Source organism: Streptomyces sp. NPDC030820 (assembly GCF_055572075.1).
This window is the reverse complement of sequence record NZ_JBVIEB010000002.1, coordinates 11,745-29,637: the sequence shown is the minus strand read 5'-3', so window position 1 is coordinate 29,637 and position 17,893 is coordinate 11,745. Positions and strand designations below refer to the sequence as shown.

Genomic DNA, 17,893 nt, shown 5'->3' with positions numbered 1-17,893 from the left:
AGCTGTGACGAAGACGCTCACACGTATCGCCCGGGGCCGGCCCGCTAGGTCCAGTCGTCCGGCTCCGGCTCCTCCACCGGTTCCGGCCAGTCGGCGTGCGGCGCGTCACCTGCGGTGGGGGCCGGGTCGTCCAGAGCGGACAGCACGGCCAGCACGCCCTCCCCGTACGTGGCCAGCTTCTTCTCGCCGACGCCGCTCACCGTGCCGAGCTCACGCACCGAACCAGGCCTGCGGGTGACGATCTCCCGCAGGGTGGCGTCGTGGAAGATGACGTACGCCGGCACGCCCTGCTCGCGGGCCTGTTCGGCGCGCCAGGCACGCAGCGCCTCGAAGGCGGGGAGGAGTTCGTCGGGCAGTTCGGCCGCGGCGGCCTTGGCCTTGCGGTCGCCGCCGGAGGCGCCGGCCGACCGGGACCGGGAGGCGGCCGGCTTCTTCGGCTCCTTGCGCAGCGGCACCTCCCGCTCGCGCCGCAGCACGGAGCCGCTCGCCTCGGTGAGCACCAGAGTGCCGTACTCCCCCTCGACCGCGAGCAGCCCCTGCGCCAGCAGCTGCCGGACGACGCCCCGCCACTCGGCCTCGGTGAGGTCCTGTCCGATACCGAAGACGGACAGCTGGTCGTGGTCGAACTGGATCACCTTGCCGGTGCGCTTACCGAGCAGGATGTCCACGATCTGCACGGCACCGAACTTCTGGCCGCGCTCCCGCTGCAGCCGTACCACTGTCGACAGGACCTTCTGCGCGGCGATCGTGCCGTCCCAGGTCTCCGGCGGGGTGAGGCAGGTGTCGCAGTTGCCACAGCCCGCCGCATCGGGGTCCTGGCCGAAGTAGGCGAGCAGCTGGCCACGGCGGCACTGGGCCGTCTCGCACAGCGCCAGCATGGAGTCCAGGTGGGCGGCGGCCCGGCGGCGGAACGCCTCGTCGCCCTCGCCGGACTGGATCAGCTTGCGCTGCTGTATGACGTCGTTCAGGCCGTACGCCATCCAGGCCGTGGACGGCAGTCCGTCGCGGCCCGCGCGGCCGGTCTCCTGGTAGTAGCCCTCGATCGACTTGGGCAGGTCCAGGTGGGCGACGAACCGTACGTCCGGCTTGTCGATGCCCATGCCGAAGGCAATGGTCGCCACCACGACCAGGCCGTCCTCGCGCAGGAACCGGGCCTGATGGGCGGCGCGCATGCCCGCGTCCAGGCCCGCGTGGTACGGCACCGCCTCGATGCCGTTGGCGGTCAGGAACTCCGCCGTCCGCTCCACCGAGTTGCGCGACAGGCAGTACACGATGCCGGCGTCGCCCGGGTGCTCCTCGCGCAGGAAGGCGAGCAGCTGCTTCCTCGGGTCGGCCTTGGGCACGATCCGGTACTGGATGTTGGGCCGGTCGAAGCTGGCGACGAAGTGGCGGGCCGTCGGCAGGTTCAGCCGCTGGGTGATCTCCTGGTGGGTGGCGCGGGTGGCCGTGGCGGTGAGGGCGATGCGCGGGACGTCCGGCCAGCGCTCGCCGAGGAGGGACAGGGTGAGGTAGTCGGGGCGGAAGTCGTGGCCCCACTGGGACACACAGTGCGCCTCGTCGATCGCGAAGACGGAGATCTTGCCGCGCGAGAGCAGGTCGAGCGTGCCCTCCAGACGCAGCCGCTCCGGCGCCAGGTACAGCAGGTCCAGCTCGCCGGCCAGGAACTCGGCCTCGACCATGCGCCGCTCGTCGAAGTCCTGCGTGGAGTTGATGAAGCCGGCGCGCACACCGAGGGCACGCAGGGCGTCCACCTGGTCCTGCATGAGCGCGATCAGCGGCGAGATCACCACACCCGTACCGGGTCTGACCAGGGCCGGGATCTGGTAGCACAGCGACTTTCCGCCGCCGGTGGGCATGAGGACGACGGCGTCGCCGCCCGCCACCACATGCTCGATGACCGCTTCCTGCTCGCCCCGGAAGGCCTCGTACCCGAAGACCCGGTGCAGCGTGGCCAGCGCCTCGCTGTCGGCCGCGCCCGGCCCCTCGGTCACCTGTGGCATCTCGCTGATCCCGCCCGTCGCACCCATCGTCCTGTCCCCCGTCGGTCCCCCGTGTGTCGTTCCTCGACCACTGCCTCAACGATAGGGGGCGGGACCGACAGCCTCGGAGTTGTCCACAGGCTCGGTCCGTTCTTCCGCGTAATCGCACGCTGACGTGAAGCAACAAGCCGCGTTCCCCTGTCGCCGACGCCGACAGCACGACGGCCCGGCACCCCGTGAGGTGCCGGGCCGCTGTGCACGTGGGAGCGTCAGCGTACGAACACTCCCGCCTGGCTCGCCAGGTCCAGGAAGTACTGCGGCGCCACGCCGAGTACCAGTGTCACCGCAACGCCCACGGCGATCGCCGCCATGGTCAGCGGGGACGGGACGGCCACGGTCGGGCCCTCCGGCCTCGGCTCGCTGAAGAACATCAGGACGATCACGCGGATGTAGAAGAACGCGGCGATCGCCGAGGAGATCACACCGACCACGACCAGCGGGGCCGCGCCGCCGTCCGCCGCCGCCTTGAACACGGCGAACTTCCCGGCGAAGCCGGAGGTCAGCGGGATGCCGGCGAAGGCCAGCAGGAACACGGCGAAGACCGCCGCCACCAGCGGGGAGCGGCGGCCGAGACCCGCCCACTTGGACAGGTGGGTCGCCTCGCCGCCCGCGTCGCGCACCAGCGTGACCACCGCGAAGGCGCCGATCGTCACGAACGAGTAGCCGGCCAGGTAGAAGAGGACGGACGAGACGCCGTCCTTCGATGTGGCGATGACACCCGCGAGGATGAATCCGGCGTGCGCGATGGACGAGTACGCCAGCAGCCGCTTGATGTCGGTCTGCGTGATCGCGATGATCGCGCCGCCGAGCATGGTGATGATCGCCACGGCCCACATGACCGGCCGCCAGTCCCAGCGCATCCCGGGCAGGACGACGTACAGCAGACGCAGCAGCGCGCCGAACGCGGCCACCTTCGTCGCCGCCGCCATGAAGCCGGTCACCGGGGTCGGCGCGCCCTGGTAGACGTCCGGCGTCCACATGTGGAACGGGACCGCGCCCACCTTGAACAGCAGGCCCATCACGATCAGGGCGCTGCCGAGCAGCAGCAGTGCGTCGTTGCCCATGGTGTTGGCGAGCGCCGGGTCGACGTTCGTGACCGTGCCGTCGACGACCTGGGCGATGCGCGCGTACGACACCGAGCCCGCGTAGCCGTACAGCAGGGCGATGCCGAACAGCGTGAACGCGGAGGCGAACGCGCCGAGCAGGAAGTACTTGACGGCCGCTTCCTGCGACATCAGCCGCTTGCGGCGGGCCAGCGCGCACAGCAGGTACAGCGGCAGGGAGAAGACCTCCAGGGCCACGAACAGGGTCAGCAGGTCGTTGGCCGAGGGGAAGACCAGCATGCCGGCGATCGCGAAGAGCAGGAGCGGGAACGCCTCCGTGGTGGTGAATCCCGCCTTCACCGCCGCTTTCTCGCTGTCGCTGCCCGGTACGGAGGCGGCCTGCGCGGCGAAGGAGTCGACGCGGTTGCCGTGCGCGGCCGGGTCCAGGCGCCGCTCGGCGAACGTGAACAGGCCGACGAGGCCGGCCAGCAGGATCGTGCCCTGCAGGAACAGGGACGGGCCGTCGACCGCGATCGCCCCCATGGCCGCGATGTGCGCCTTGGTGGTGCCGTAGCCGTCGGCCGCCAGCGCGACCACCGCGGCGAACGCGGCGCACAGTGCGACGAGGGACACGAACACCTGGGCGTAGTAGCGGGACTTGCGCGGGACCAGCGCCTCGATCAGCACCCCGACCAGCGCCGCACCGACGACGATCAGGGTCGGCGACAATTGTCCATATTCGATCTTCGGTGCCGGGATCTTCGCGATCGGGTCGGCCGCGGTTGTCCACAGGCTGTGGACGACTGTTGCGCTCACTTGGCCGCCTCCACCGAGGGCTTGGGGTCGGTCTTGTGTACGTCGGACATGGTCTGCTTGACCGCCGGGTTGACGATGTCCGTGACGGGCTTCGGGTAGACGCCCAGGAAGATCAGCAGAACGATCAGCGGGGCGACGACGACGAGTTCACGCGCGCGTAGGTCGGGCATCGCCGAGACCTCGGGCTTCACCGGGCCCGTCATCGTCCGCTGGTACAGGACGAGGGTGTAGAGCGCGGCGAGGACGATGCCGAAGGTGGCGATGACGCCGATCGCCGGGTAGCGCGTGAACGTGCCGACCAGGACCAGGAACTCGCTCACGAACGGCGCGAGTCCGGGTAGTGAGAGGGTGGCGAGGCCGCCGATCAGGAAGGTGCCGGCGAGCACCGGGGCGACCTTCTGCACGCCTCCGTAGTCGGCGATGAGCCGCGAGCCGCGCCGGGAGATCAGGAAGCCGGCGACCAGCATCAGTGCGGCCGTGGAGATGCCGTGGTTGACCATGTAGAGCGTCGCGCCGGACTGCCCCTGGCTGGTCATCGCGAAGATGCCCATGATGATGAAGCCGAAGTGCGAGATCGACGCGTACGCCACCAGGCGCTTGATGTCCCGCTGGCCGACGGCGAGCAGTGCGCCGTAGACGATGCTGATCAGGGCCAGGACGAGGATGACGGGTGTCGCCCACTTGCTGGCCTCGGGGAACAGCTGGAGGCAGAAGCGGAGCATCGCGAAGGTGCCGACCTTGTCGACGACCGCTGTGATGAGGACGGCGACCGGGGCGGTGGACTCCTGCATCGCGTTGGGCAGCCAGGTGTGCAGCGGCCACAGCGGCGCCTTCACCGCGAACGCGAAGAAGAAGCCGAGGAACAGCCAGCGTTCGGTGCTCGTCGCCATGTGCAGCGAGCCGTTCGCGCGGGCCTGCGCGATCTCCTGGAGGCTGAAGTTTCCGGCCACCACGTAGAGGCCGATCACCGCGGCCAGCATGATCAGGCCGCCGACCAGGTTGTAGAGGAGGAACTTCACGGCCGCGTACGACCGTTGCGTCGCGGCCGCCTTCTCGCCCTGCGCGTGGGCGCGGTCTCCGAAGCCGCCGATCAGGAAGTACATCGGGATGAGCATGGCTTCGAAGAAGATGTAGAACAGGAAGACGTCGGTGGACTCGAAAGAGATGAGCACCATCGCCTCGACGCCCAGGATCAGCGCGAAGAAGCCCTGGGTGGGCCGCCAGCGGCGGCTGCCCGTCTCCAGCGGGTCCGCGTCGTGCCAGCCGGCGAGAATGATGAACGGGATCAGTACGGCGGTCAGGGCGATCAGCGCCACCGCGATGCCGTCGACGCCCAGTTCGTACCGCACCCCGAAGTTCTTGATCCAGGCGTGCGACTCGGTGAGCTGGTAGCGGGCGCCGCCCGGGTCGAAGCGGACCAGGACGGTGACGGCCAGGGCGAGCGTGGCGAGCGAGACGAGCAGCGCCAGCCACTTGGCGGCAGTGCGCCGCGCGGCCGGTACGGCGGCCGTGGCGACGGCCCCTACGGCCGGGAGCGCCGCCGTCGCTGTCAGCAGGGGAAAGGACATCGGTATCAGACCGCCCTCATCAGCAGGGTCGCGGCGACCAGGAGTGCCGCACCGCCGAACATCGAGACCGCGTAGGAGCGGGCGAAGCCGTTCTGGATCCGACGGAGCCGTCCGGACAGGCCGCCGAAGCCGGCCGCCGTGCCGTTGACGACGCCGTCGACCAGGGTGTGGTCGACGTAGACCAGGGAGCGCGTCAGGTGCTCGCCGCCGCGCACCAGGACCACATGGTTGAAGTCGTCCTGGAGCAGGTCACGGCGGGCCGCGCGGGTGAGCAGCGAGCCGCGCGGGGCGACGGCCGGGACGGGCTTGCGGCCGTACTGGGCCCAGGCGATGCCGACGCCGACGACCAGGCAGACCATGGTGGCGCCGGTGACCGTCGCCGCGCTGACCGGGGAGTGGCCCTCGCTGTGTCCGGTGACCGGCTCCAGCCAGTGCAGGAAGCGGTCGCCGAGGTTGAAGAAGAAGCCGCCGGCCACCGATCCCACGGCCAGCACGATCATCGGGATCGTCATGACCTTGGGCGACTCGTGGGGGTGCGGCTCGGCGTGCTCGCCGCGTGTCTCGGCGGCGGGCTCCACGCTCGGTTCGGCCGGGGACGGGGTCGGGGCGTGCCGCCAGCGTTCTTCTCCGAAGAACGTCATCAGCATCACGCGCGTCATGTAGAAGGCGGTGATGGCCGCGCCCAACAGGGCCGCGCCGCCGAGGATCCAGCCCTCGGTGCCGCCCTTGGCGAAGGCCGCCTCGATGATCTTGTCCTTGGAGAAGAACCCGGACAGGCCCGGGAAACCGATGATGGCGAGATAGCCGAGGCCGAAGGTGACGAAGGTGACCGGCATGTACTTGCGCAGGCCGCCGTACCTGCGCATGTCGACCTCGTCGTTCATGCCGTGCATGACGGAACCTGCGCCGAGGAACAGCCCGGCCTTGAAGAAGCCGTGCGTCACCAGGTGCATGATCGCGAAGACATAGCCGATGGGGCCGAGGCCCGCCGCCAGCACCATGTAGCCGATCTGCGACATGGTCGAGCCCGCCAGCGCCTTCTTGATGTCGTCCTTCGCACAACCGACGATCGCACCGAAGAGGAGCGTGACCGCGCCGACCACGGTGACGGCGAGTTGCGCGTCGGGTGCCGCGTTGAAGATGGCGGCGGAACGGACGATCAGGTACACGCCCGCTGTCACCATCGTCGCCGCGTGGATCAGGGCCGAGACCGGGGTCGGGCCCTCCATGGCGTCGCCGAGCCAGGACTGCAGCGGCACCTGGGCGGACTTGCCGCAGGCGGCGAGGAGCAGCGTCAGGCCGATCGCGGTGAGCTTCCCCTCGGAGGTGTCGCCGGTGTGGCTGAGGACCGGGCCGAAGGCGAACGTGCCGAACGTGGTGAACATCAGCATGATCGCGATCGACAGGCCCATGTCGCCGACGCGGTTGACCAGGAAGGCCTTCTTCGCGGCCGTCGCGGCGCTCGGCTTGTGCTGCCAGAAGCCGATCAGCAGGTACGAGGCGAGGCCGACGCCCTCCCAGCCGACGTACAGCAGCAGGTAGTTGTCGGCGAGGACGAGCAGCAGCATCGCCGCGAGGAACAGGTTCAGGTAGCCGAAGAAGCGGCGGCGCCGCTCGTCGTGCTCCATGTACCCGACCGAGTACAGGTGGATCAGTGAGCCGACGCCCGTGATGAGCAGGACGAACGTCATCGACAGCTGGTCCAGGCGGAAGGTGACGTCCGCGTGGAAGCCGCCGACCGGGATCCACGTCCACAGGTGCTGGGTCAGCGTGCGGTGGTCGGTGCTCCTGCCGAGCAGGTCGGCGAAGAGGACGACACCGATGGCGAAGGAGACGAACGAGAGCAGCGTGCCGATCCATTGGCCGACGGCGTCCAGCCGCCGGCCGCCGACCAGGAGGACGGCCGCTCCGAGCAGGGGCGCCGCGATGAGCAGCGCGATCAGGTTCTCCACGATTCTTCCGACCCCTTACAGCTTCATCAGGCTGGCGTCGTCGACCGAGGCCGAGTGGCGGGTACGGAACAGCGACACGATGATCGCGAGGCCCACCACGACCTCCGCGGCGGCGACGACCATCGTGAAGAAGGCGATGATCTGGCCGTCGAGGTTGCCGTGCATCCGGGAGAAGGTGACGAACGCGAGGTTGCAGGCGTTCAGCATCAGCTCGATGCACATGAAGACCACGATGGCGTTGCGCCGGATCAGTACGCCGGTCGCGCCGATCGTGAACAACAGGGCGGCGAGATAGAGGTAATTGACCGGGTTCACTTCGACGCCTCCTCGGGCCGCTTGAACGTCGCCGGTTCGATCGCCGTGCGCTCCAGGCGTTCCGCCGCGCGCTGCTCCAGCGCCCGCAGGTCGTTGAGTGCCTCCGCCGACACGTCACGGATCTGTCCGCGCTCGCGCAGCGTCTTGCTGACGGTCAGCTCGGACGGGGTGCCGTCGGGGAGCAGGCCCGCGATGTCGACGGCGTTGTGCCGGGCGTAGACACCGGGGGCGGGCAGCGGCGGGACGTACGTGCCCTCGCGGACGCGCTGTTCGGACAGCTCGCGCTGGGTCTTGGCGCGCTCGGTGCGCTCGCGGTGCGTGAGCACCATGGCGCCGACGGCGGCGGTGATGAGCAGGGCGCCGGTGATTTCGAAGGCGAACACGTACTTGGTGAAGATGAGGGAGGCGAGGCCCTCCACATTGCCGTTCGCGTTCGCCTGGCCGGTGCCGGCGAACTCCTTCAGAGAGGCGTTCCCGATGCCGGCGAACAGCAGGACGCCGAAGCCGACCCCGCACAGAAGGGCCAGCCAGCGCTGGCCCCTGATGGTCTCCTTCAGCGAGTCCGCGGCCGTGACGCCGACGAGCATCACCACGAACAGGAACAGCATCATGATCGCGCCGGTGTAGACGACGATCTGCACGATGCCCAGGAAGTAGGCGCCGTTGGCGAGGTAGAACACCGCCAGGACGATCATGGTTCCGGCGAGGCAGAGCGCGCTGTGCACGGCCTTCTTCATGAAGACGGTGCACAGGGCGCCGATCACCGCGACGGTGCCGAGGACCCAGAACTGGAACGCCTCACCGGTGGAGGTGGTGTAGACGGCAAGCTGCGGGCTCATGCGTCCACCTCCTGGTCTTCGGGCCGCTCGCCCTGGGAGACGGCGACCTGGCGGACCGTGCCCGGCGCGGCCTGGGTCACCAGGCCCCGGTAGTAGTCCTGTTCGTCGGTCCCCGGGAAGATCGCGTGCGGCGTGTCGACCATGCCCTCCTCGAGGCCGGCGAGGAGCTGTTCCTTGGTGTAGATGAGGTTGGCGCGGCTGGAGTCGGCCAGTTCGAACTCGTTGGTCATCGTCAGCGCGCGTGTGGGGCACGCCTCGATGCACAGGCCGCACAGGATGCAGCGGGCGTAGTTGATCTGGTAGACGCGGCCGTACCGCTCGCCCGGCGAGTAGCGTTCCTCGTCGGTGTTGTCGGCGCCCTCCACATAGATGGCGTCGGCGGGGCAGGCCCAGGCGCACAGCTCGCAGCCGACGCACTTCTCCAGGCCGTCCGGATGGCGGTTGAGCTGGTGCCGTCCGTGGAACCGCGGAGCCGTGGTCTTCTTCTGCTCCGGGTACTGCTCGGTCAGCCGCTTCTTGAACATGGCCTTGAAGGTCACGCCGAAGCCGGCCACGGGGTTCTGGAAACCGGGCTTGGTCTCCTTGGGCTCCTCAGCCATCGGACGCCTCCTTTCCATCCGAAGATCCGTCACTGACAGTGTCCGACCCACCACTGACAATCAGCTCCCGCTCGTGGCGCGGGCGACGCCTCGGCACCGGCGGCAACTCCTGTCCGGGCAGCGGCGGTACGGGGAAGCCGCCCGCCATAGCGTCGAATCCGGCCTCCTCGGCGGCGGGCTGCTCGGCCGCCTTGGCCTTCTCCCGGAACATCTCGACGACGTAGGAGATCACCACCAGGGCGAGGACCGCGCCGACGACCGGTAGGGCGATGCTCGGGAAGTCGTAGTGCTCGTTGCGCAGGGCCCGTACGGTCGCCACCAGCATCAGCCAGGTCACGGAGACGGGGATGAGGACCTTCCAGCCGAGCTTCATCAGCTGGTCGTAGCGGACGCGAGGGAGCGTGCCGCGCAGCCAGATGAAGAAGAACAGCAGCAGCTGGACCTTGATCACGAACCAGAGCAGCGGCCACCAGCCGTGGTTCGCGCCCTGCCAGAAGGAGCTGATCGGCCAGGGGGCGCGCCAACCGCCGAGGAACAGCGTGGTCGACACGGCCGAGACCGTCACCATGTTCACGTACTCGGCGAGCATGAACATCGCGAACTTGATGGACGAGTACTCGGTGTTGAAACCGCCGACCAGGTCGCCCTCGGACTCCGGCATGTCGAAGGGGGCACGGTTGGTCTCGCCGACCATCGTGACGATGTAGAGGATGAACGAGACCGGCAGCAGCAGGATGTACCAGCGGTCGTGCTGCTGGGCCACGATCGTGGACGTCGACATCGACCCCGAGTACAGGAACACGGAGGCGAACGCGGCGCCCATGGCGATCTCGTAGGAGATCATCTGCGCGCAGGAGCGCAGGCCGCCCAGGAGCGGATAGGTGGATCCGGAACTCCAACCCGCCAGCACGATGCCGTAGATGCCGACGGAGGCGATCGCGAGGATGTAGAGCATCGCGATCGGCAGGTCGGTGAGCTGCATCGTGGTGCGCGTGCCGAAGATCGAGATCTCGTTGTCGGCCGGGCCGAAGGGGATCACCGCGATCGCCATGAAGGCCGGGATGGCCGCGACGATCGGCGCCAGGACGTAGACCACCTTGTCGGCGCGCTTGACGATGATGTCTTCCTTGAGCATCAGCTTCACACCGTCGGCGAGCGACTGGAGCATGCCCCAGGGGCCGTGCCGGTTCGGGCCGATGCGCAGCTGCATCCAGGCGACGACCTTGCGCTCCCAGACGATGGAGAACAACACGGTCACCATCAGGAAGGCGAAGCAGAACACGGCCTTGATGACGACCAGCCACCACGGGTCGCGGCCGAACATCGAGAGGTCTTCAGCTGCGAGGTACGGGCTCATGCCTCCACCTCCTTGGGGGCCTGTTCGGCGGATGCCGCCGGACCGATGCGGACGAGTGAGCCGGGCCGTGCCCCGGTGTCGGAGGCGACGCCCGCGCCGACGGAGTTCAGCGGAAGCCAGACCACCCGGTCGGGCATCTCGGTGATCCGCAGCGGGAGTTCGACGGTGCCGGAGGGGCCGGTGACCGCGAGGGCGTCGCCTTCCTTGACGCCCGCCTCGGCCGCCGTCGCCGCCGACACGCGTGCGTGGGCGGCGTGCCGGGTTCCGGCGAGCGCCTCGTCGCCCTCCTGGAGCACGCCCTGGTCGAGCAGCAGCCGGTGCCCGGCGAGTACGGCCTCACCGGCGGCCGGGCGGGGCAGCGCGCCCGCGGACTCCTGGGGGTCCAAGGCGCGCGGGCCGTCCCAGAGGCCGAGCCGGTCGATCTCCGCGCGCGTGGTGCGCAGATCCGGCAGGCCCAGGTGGATATCCATGGCGTCGGCCAGCATCTGCAGCACGCGCGCGTCGGTCGGTGCCAGGCGGCGGGTCATCTGGTCGGGCTTGAGGGCGGCGTCGAAGAAGCGCACCCTGCCTTCCCAGTTGAGGAAGGTGCCCGCCTTCTCGGCGACCGCGGCGACCGGCAGGACGACATCGGCGTGCTCGGTGACCTCGCTGGGCCGCAGCTCCAGCGACACCAGGAAGCCGACGCTGTCGAGTGCCTCACGCGCGCGTGCCGGGTCGGGCAGGTCGGCGACCTCCACCCCGGCGACGACGAGCGCAGACAGTTCGCCGGTGGCGGCCGCCTCGACGATGTGGTGGGTGTCGCGGCCGTAGCGCAGCGGGAGTTCGGCGAGCCCCCAGACGGCGGCGACCTCCTCACGCGCGCGCGGGTCGGTCGCGGGGCGGCCGCCCGGCAGCAGCGACGGCAGCGCTCCCGCCTCCACGGCGCCGCGCTCACCGGCCCGGCGCGGGATCCACACCAGCTGGGCACCGGTCGCGGTGGCGGCGCGTACGGCGGCGGTGAGGCCGCCGGCGACCGAGGCGAGCCGCTCACCGACGACGATGACCGCGCCCTCGCTGCGCAGGGCCTCGGCGGCGCGGGTGCCGGGCTCCTCCAGGCCGACGCCGCTCGCGAGGGCGTCCAGCCACTCGGTCTCGGTGCCGGGCGCGGCCGGCAGCAGGGTGCCGCCCGCCTTCTCAAGGCCCCGGGTGGCGTGTGTGGCCAGCGCGAACACCTTCTGCTTGTGCCTGCGCCAGGCCTTGCGCAGCCGCAGGAAGACGCCGGGCGCCTCCTCCTCCGACTCGAAGCCGGCCAGCAGGACCGCGGGCGCCTTCTCCAGGGAGGTGTACGTGACGCCCGTACCGTCGAGGTCACGGCCGTGGCCTGCCACCCGGGCGGCCAGGAAGTCGGTCTCCTCGCCGCTGTGCACGCGCGCGCGGAAGTCGATGTCGTTCGTGTCGAGCGCCACGCGCGCGAACTTGCTGTACGCGTAGGCGTCCTCGACGGTCAGCCGGCCGCCGATGAGAACGCCAGCCCGGGAGCGTGCGGCGGTCAGGCCCCGCGCGGCCGCCTCCAGGGCTTCCGGCCAGGACGCGGGCTCCAGAACGCCGTCGGCGTTACGGACGAGCGGGGTGTCGAGGCGGTCCTTGGCTTGCGCGTACCGGAACGCGAAGCGTCCCTTGTCGCAGATCCACTCCTCGTTGACCTCGGGGTCGTTCTCGGCGAGCCGCCGCATGACCTTGCCGCGCCGGTGGTCGGTGCGGATGGCGCAGCCGCCGGAGCAGTGCTCGCAGACCGACGGCGAGGAGACGAGGTCGAAGGGGCGGGAGCGGAAACGGTAGGCCGCCGAGGTGAGCGCGCCGACCGGGCAGATCTGGATGGTGTTGCCGGAGAAGTACGACTCGAACGGGTCGCCCTCGCCGGTGCCGACCTGCTGGAGCGCGCCCCGCTCGATCAGCTCGATCATCGGGTCGCCCGCGATCTGGTTGGAGAACCGGGTGCAGCGGGCGCACAGTACGCACCGCTCGCGGTCGAGCAGCACCTGGGTGGAGATCGGCACGGGCTTTTCGTAGGTGCGCTTCTTGCCGTCGAAGCGGGACTCGGCGTTGCCGTGCGACATGGCCTGGTTCTGCAGCGGGCACTCGCCGCCCTTGTCGCAGACCGGGCAGTCCAGCGGGTGGTTGATGAGCAGCAGCTCCATCACACCGTGCTGGGCCTTCTCGGCGACCGGCGAGGTGAGCTGGGTCCTCACCACCATGCCGTCGGTGCAGGTGATGGTGCAGGACGCCATGGGCTTGCGCTGGCCCTCGACCTCGACGATGCACTGACGGCAGGCGCCGGCGGGGTCGAGCAGGGGGTGGTCGCAGAACCGGGGGATCTCGATGCCGAGCTGCTCGGCGGCCCGGATGACCAGGGTGCCCTTGGGCACGCTGATCTCGACGCCGTCGATCGTCAGCGTGACGAGGTCTTCCGGCGGGACCGCCGCCTCGCCCCCACCCGTGGGAGCACTGGTGGTCACGGTCATGCGTTCACCTCCGGGCGATCCGCCCAGGCCGTCGACTTGGCCGGGTCGAAGGGGCAGCCCCGGCCCGTGATGTGCTGCTCGTACTCCTCGCGGAAGTACTTCAGCGAGGAGAAGATCGGGGACGCGGCGCCGTCACCGAGGGCGCAGAACGACTTGCCGTTGATGTTGTCGGCGATGTCGTTGAGTTTGTCGAGGTCGGACATGACGCCCTTGCCGGCCTCGATGTCCCGCAGCAACTGCACCAGCCAGTACGTCCCTTCGCGGCAGGGCGTGCACTTGCCGCAGGACTCGTGGGCGTAGAACTCGGTCCAGCGGGTCACCGCCCGCACCACGCATGTCGTCTCGTCGAAGCACTGCAGCGCCTTGGTGCCCAGCATCGAGCCCGCGGCGCCGACGCCCTCGTAGTCCAGGGGGACGTCGAGGTGCTCGTCGGTGAACATCGGCGTCGAGGAGCCGCCCGGCGTCCAGAACTTCAGGCGGTGGCCGGGCCGCATGCCGCCGCTCATGTCGAGGAGCTGGCGGAGCGTGATGCCGAGCGGGGCCTCGTACTGGCCGGGGCTCGCGACATGGCCGCTGAGCGAGTAGAGCGTGAAGCCCGGGGACTTCTCGCTGCCCATCGACCTGAACCAGTCTTTCCCGTTTTTCAGGATCGCGGGAACCGACGCGATCGACTCGACGTTGTTCACAACAGTCGGACAGGCGTAGAGGCCTTCCACCGCAGGGAAGGGGGGACGGAGCCGCGGTTGACCACGGCGGCCTTCGAGCGAGTCCAGCAGTGCGGTCTCCTCACCGCAGATGTACGCGCCGGCGCCCGCGTGCACGGTGAGCTTCAGGTCCAGCCCGCTGCCCAGGATGTTCTCGCCGAGGTAGCCCGCCGCGTAGGCCTCGCGCACGGCCTCGTGCAACCGCCGCAGAACGGGGACGACTTCACCACGCAGATAGATGAAGGCATGCGACGACCTGATGGCATAACACGCGATCACAATGCCCTCGATGAGGCTGTGCGGGTTCGCGAAGAGGAGCGGGATGTCCTTGCAGGTCCCGGGCTCCGATTCGTCGGCGTTGACAACTAGATAGTGCGGTTTTCCATCACCCTGCGGAATGAACTGCCACTTCATTCCGGTCGGGAACCCCGCGCCGCCGCGGCCACGCAGACCGGAGTCCTTGACGTACGCGATCAGGTCGTCCGGTGACATGGCGAGCGCCTTGCGGAGCCCCTCGTACCCCTCGTGCCTCCGGTAGACGTCCAGAGTCCAGGACCGGTCCTCGTCCCAGAAGGCCGACAGCACGGGTGCGAGCAGCTTCTCGGGGCTCGTGTCCTTGACCTCGGGTACCACGGTCATCACTCCCCCTCCTCGGCGGTAGGCCCTGCCGGGTGCGCGGGGTCGGAGGCCGATGTCTCCAGCGGCGCGTCATGGGAACTGAGGTGTTCGGCCGGCGACGGCTCGTGCACCCTGTCCTGCGGTTCCTCATGCGGACCTCCGCGCGGATGGACCACGCGCGCGGGTGCGGCCTCTCCCCTTGCCAGGCGAAGGCCCACCAGCGACGCGGGTCCCGCACCACCGCCCTCCTCGACGGCCCCGGGCCGCTCGTCGGGGAAGCCGGCCAGGATCCGCGCGGTCTCCTTGAACGTGCACAGCCGCGCCCCGCGCGTGGGCTGTACGGGCCGTCCCGCGCGCAGATCGTCGACCAGGCGCTTGGCGCTGCCCGGCGTCTGGTTGTCGAAGAACTCCCAGTTGACCATCACGACCGGCGCGTAGTCGCAGGCCGCGTTGCACTCGATGTGCTCCAGGGTGACCTTGCCGTCGTCGGTGGTCTCGCCGTTGCCGACGCCCAGGTGCTCCTGGAGGGTCTCGAAGATCGCGTCGCCGCCCATCACCGCGCACAGTGTGTTGGTGCAGACGCCGACCTGGTAGTCGCCGGAGGGCCCCCGCCGGTACATGGTGTAGAAGGTGGCGACGGCGGTGACCTCGGCCGTGGTCAGGTTCAGCATGTCCGCGCAGAACTGCATTCCGGTGCGCGTGACATGGCCCTCCTCCGACTGCACGAGGTGGAGCAGCGGGAGCAGGGCGGACCGGGAGTCCGGGTAGCGCGCGATGACCTCGCGCGCGTCCGCCTCCAGCCGGGCCCGGACGTCGTCCGGGTAGGCGGGCGCGGGCAGTTCGGGCATGCCCAGGCTGACGCCCCGCTCCGAAGAAGAGGTGGTCACCGGTCGACGCCTCCCATCACGGGATCGATGGACGCGACGGCGACGATGACGTCGGCGACCTGGCCGCCTTCGCACATCGCCGCCATGGCCTGCAGGTTGGTGAAGGACGGGTCGCGGAAGTGGACCCGGTAGGGGCGGGTGCCGCCGTCGGAGACGGCGTGCACGCCGAGTTCGCCCTTGGGGGACTCGACGGCCGCGTACGCCTGTCCCGGCGGGACGCGGAAGCCCTCGGTGACGAGCTTGAAGTGGTGGATCAGGGCCTCCATGGAGGTGCCCATGATCTTCTTGATGTGGTCGAGGGAGTTGCCGAGTCCGTCCGGTCCGAGGGCGAGCTGGGCGGGCCAGGCGATCTTCTTGTCGGCGACCATGACCGGGCCGGGCTGGAGCCGGTCCAGGCACTGCTCGACGATCCTGAGCGACTGGCGCATCTCCTCCAGGCGGACCAGGAAGCGGCCGTAGGCGTCGCAGCTGTCGGCGGTCGGGATCTCGAAGTCGTACGTCTCGTAGTCGCAGTACGGCTGCGTCTTGCGCAGGTCGTGCGGCAGGCCGGTGGAGCGCAGGATCGGGCCGGTGGCGCCGAGGGCCATGCAGCCGGCCAGGTCGAGGTAGCCGATGTCCTGCATGCGGGCCTTGAAGATGGGGTTCCCGGTGGCGAGCTTGTCGTACTCCGGGAGGTTCTTCTTCATCTTCTTCACGAACTCGCGGATCTGGTCCACCGCGCCGGGCGGCAGGTCCTGGGCGAGTCCGCCGGGGCGGATGTACGCGTGGTTCATCCTCAGGCCCGTGATGAGCTCGTAGAGGTCGAGAATCATTTCACGATCACGGAAGCCGTAGATCATGATCGTGGTGGCGCCGAGCTCCATGCCGCCGGTGGCGATGCACACCAGGTGGGAGGACATCCGGTTCAGCTCCATCAGGAGCACTCGGATGATCTTGGCGCGCTCGGTGATGTCGTCCTCGATGCCGAGGAGTTTCTCGACCGCGAGGCAGTAGGCGGTCTCGTTGAAGAAGGACGTCAGGTAGTCCATGCGCGTGACGAAGGTGGTGCCCTGCGTCCACGTGCGGTACTCGAGGTTCTTCTCGATGCCGGTGTGCAGATAGCCGATGCCGCAGCGGGCCTCGGTGACCGTCTCGCCCTCGATCTCCAGGATCAGGCGGAGCACCCCGTGGGTGGAGGGGTGCTGGGGACCCATGTTGACGACGATGCGTTCGTCGTCGGCGCGGGTCGCGGACTGGACGACCTCGTCCCAGTCGCCACCGGTGACCGTGTATACGGTGCCCTCGGTGGTCTCGCGCGCCGAGGCGGCCGACGCGGCGGATGCTGACTGCGTGCTCACGAGTACGACCTCCGCTGGTCCGGAGCCGGGATCTGGGCGCCCTTGTACTCGACGGGGATGCCGCCGAGGGGGTAGTCCTTGCGCTGCGGATGGCCCTGCCAGTCGTCCGGCATCATGATCCGCGTCAGGGCCGGGTGACCGTCGAAGACGATTCCGAAGAAGTCGTAGGTCTCGCGCTCGTGCCAGTCGTTCGTCGGGTAGACGGAGACCAGCGACGGGATGCGCGGGTCGCTGTCGGGGGCGCTGACTTCGAGGCGGATCAGCCGGTTGTGGGTGATCGAGCGCAGGTGGTAGACGGCGTGCAGCTCGCGGCCCTTGTCCTGCGGGTAGTGGACGCCGCTGACGCCGGTGCACAGTTCGAAGCGCAGGGCCGGGTCGTCGCGCAGGGTGCTGGCGACGCGGAGCAGGTGCTCGCGTTCGATGTGGAAGGTGAGCTCGCCGCGGTCGACGACCGTCTTCTCGATGGCGTTGTCCGGGAGGAGTCCCTGTTCCTCCAGGGCGCCCTCCAGTTCGTCGGCGACCTCGTCGAACCAGCCGCCGTAGGGGCGGGTCGCCGGTCCCGGGAGTCGGACCGAGCGGACCAGGCCGCCGTAGCCGGAGGTGTCGCCGCCGTTGTTGGCGCCGAACATGCCGCGCTGGACGCGGATCTCCTCGCCGCCCTGGCCTCGCTGGCCGGGGAGGTTGGAGGCGGAGAGGTCCTTCTCGGGGTTCACCCCGTTCGCGGACCCGTGCACGCCGCCGTTGCCGTTCGCGTCGCTCACCGCAGCAGCCCCTTCATCTCGATCGTGGGCAGGGCCTTGAGCGCCGCCTCCTCCGCCTCGCGGGCGGCCTCCTCGGCGTTGACGCCGAGCTTGGCGGACTGGATCTTCTGGTGGAGCTTGAGGATCGCGTCCATCAGCATCTCGGGGCGGGGCGGGCAGCCCGGCAGATAGATGTCGACCGGGACGATGTGGTCGACGCCCTGGACGATCGCGTAGTTGTTGAACATGCCGCCCGAGGAGGCGCAGACGCCCATGGAGATCACCCATTTCGGGTTGGGCATCTGGTCGTAGACCTGCCGGAGCACCGGCGCCATCTTCTGGCTGACCCGGCCGGCGACGATCATCAGGTCGGCCTGGCGCGGTGAACCGCGGAAGACCTCCATGCCGAAGCGGGCCAGGTCGTACCGGCCGGCGCCGGTGGTCATCATCTCGATGGCGCAGCAGGCGAGGCCGAAGGTGGCCGGGAAGACGGACGCCTTGCGCACCCAGCCCGCGGCCTGCTCGACGGTGGTCAGCAGGAAGCCGCTCGGCAGCTTTTCTTCGAGTCCCATGTCCTA

General features: G+C 69.4%; 14 protein-coding genes. All 14 read right to left on the bottom strand.

The window, feature by feature from the left end:
• Positions 1 to 44: 44 nt before the first annotated feature.
• Complete coding sequence (gene recQ / locus ACZ418_RS04690) at positions 45 to 2,027, bottom strand: DNA helicase RecQ (protein ID WP_468356971.1); 1,983 nt, start codon at positions 2,025 to 2,027, stop codon at positions 45 to 47.
• 221 nt (positions 2,028 to 2,248) lie between these two features.
• The gene (nuoN, locus tag ACZ418_RS04685) at positions 2,249 to 3,898 is read right to left on the bottom strand and encodes an NADH-quinone oxidoreductase subunit NuoN (RefSeq protein WP_468356968.1); all 1,650 of its coding nucleotides are present in this window, start codon (positions 3,896 to 3,898) and stop codon (positions 2,249 to 2,251) included.
• Positions 3,895 to 5,466: an NADH-quinone oxidoreductase subunit M gene (locus ACZ418_RS04680; protein WP_468356965.1), complete on the bottom strand. Its 1,572-nt coding sequence runs from the start codon at positions 5,464 to 5,466 to the stop codon at positions 3,895 to 3,897. Before ACZ418_RS04680 ends, nuoN begins: the two co-directional genes overlap by 4 nt.
• A 5-nt stretch (positions 5,467 to 5,471) precedes the next feature.
• Positions 5,472 to 7,418: an NADH-quinone oxidoreductase subunit L gene (gene nuoL / locus ACZ418_RS04675; RefSeq protein WP_468356962.1), complete on the bottom strand. Its 1,947-nt coding sequence runs from the start codon at positions 7,416 to 7,418 to the stop codon at positions 5,472 to 5,474.
• 15 nt (positions 7,419 to 7,433) lie between these two features.
• The gene (nuoK, locus tag ACZ418_RS04670; protein ID WP_023547474.1) at positions 7,434 to 7,733 is read right to left on the bottom strand and encodes an NADH-quinone oxidoreductase subunit NuoK; all 300 of its coding nucleotides are present in this window, start codon (positions 7,731 to 7,733) and stop codon (positions 7,434 to 7,436) included.
• Positions 7,730 to 8,572, bottom strand: coding sequence for an NADH-quinone oxidoreductase subunit J (locus tag ACZ418_RS04665; RefSeq protein ID WP_468356959.1), 843 nt, complete (start codon positions 8,570 to 8,572; stop codon positions 7,730 to 7,732). Before ACZ418_RS04665 ends, nuoK begins: the two co-directional genes overlap by 4 nt.
• Positions 8,569 to 9,171: an NADH-quinone oxidoreductase subunit NuoI gene (gene nuoI, locus ACZ418_RS04660; RefSeq protein ID WP_468356956.1), complete on the bottom strand. Its 603-nt coding sequence runs from the start codon at positions 9,169 to 9,171 to the stop codon at positions 8,569 to 8,571. Before nuoI ends, ACZ418_RS04665 begins: the two co-directional genes overlap by 4 nt.
• Positions 9,164 to 10,528, bottom strand: coding sequence for an NADH-quinone oxidoreductase subunit NuoH (gene nuoH, locus ACZ418_RS04655; protein ID WP_468356953.1), 1,365 nt, complete (start codon positions 10,526 to 10,528; stop codon positions 9,164 to 9,166). Before nuoH ends, nuoI begins: the two co-directional genes overlap by 8 nt.
• Positions 10,525 to 13,029 (bottom strand): NADH-quinone oxidoreductase subunit G, encoded by a 2,505-nt coding sequence (locus ACZ418_RS04650; RefSeq protein ID WP_468356951.1) that lies wholly within the window; start codon positions 13,027 to 13,029, stop codon positions 10,525 to 10,527. Before ACZ418_RS04650 ends, nuoH begins: the two co-directional genes overlap by 4 nt.
• A complete protein-coding gene (gene nuoF / locus ACZ418_RS04645) occupies positions 13,026 to 14,372 on the bottom strand; it encodes an NADH-quinone oxidoreductase subunit NuoF (protein ID WP_468356948.1) in 1,347 nt (448 codons plus the stop codon). The genes ACZ418_RS04650 and nuoF overlap by 4 nt, the downstream gene beginning before the upstream one ends.
• Entirely contained in the window at positions 14,372 to 15,238 is an 867-nt protein-coding gene (nuoE, locus tag ACZ418_RS04640; protein WP_468356945.1) for an NADH-quinone oxidoreductase subunit NuoE, read from the bottom strand. Before nuoE ends, nuoF begins: the two co-directional genes overlap by 1 nt.
• Positions 15,235 to 16,575 carry an NADH-quinone oxidoreductase subunit D gene (locus tag ACZ418_RS04635; protein WP_468356942.1) on the bottom strand — a complete coding sequence of 447 codons (1,341 nt, stop codon included), beginning with the start codon at positions 16,573 to 16,575 and terminating at the stop codon, positions 15,235 to 15,237. The genes nuoE and ACZ418_RS04635 overlap by 4 nt, the downstream gene beginning before the upstream one ends.
• Complete coding sequence (locus ACZ418_RS04630; protein WP_468356939.1) at positions 16,572 to 17,336, bottom strand: NADH-quinone oxidoreductase subunit C; 765 nt, start codon at positions 17,334 to 17,336, stop codon at positions 16,572 to 16,574. The genes ACZ418_RS04635 and ACZ418_RS04630 overlap by 4 nt, the downstream gene beginning before the upstream one ends.
• The gene (locus ACZ418_RS04625; protein ID WP_143628055.1) at positions 17,333 to 17,887 is read right to left on the bottom strand and encodes a NuoB/complex I 20 kDa subunit family protein; all 555 of its coding nucleotides are present in this window, start codon (positions 17,885 to 17,887) and stop codon (positions 17,333 to 17,335) included. Before ACZ418_RS04625 ends, ACZ418_RS04630 begins: the two co-directional genes overlap by 4 nt.
• Positions 17,888 to 17,893 lie beyond the last annotated feature (6 nt).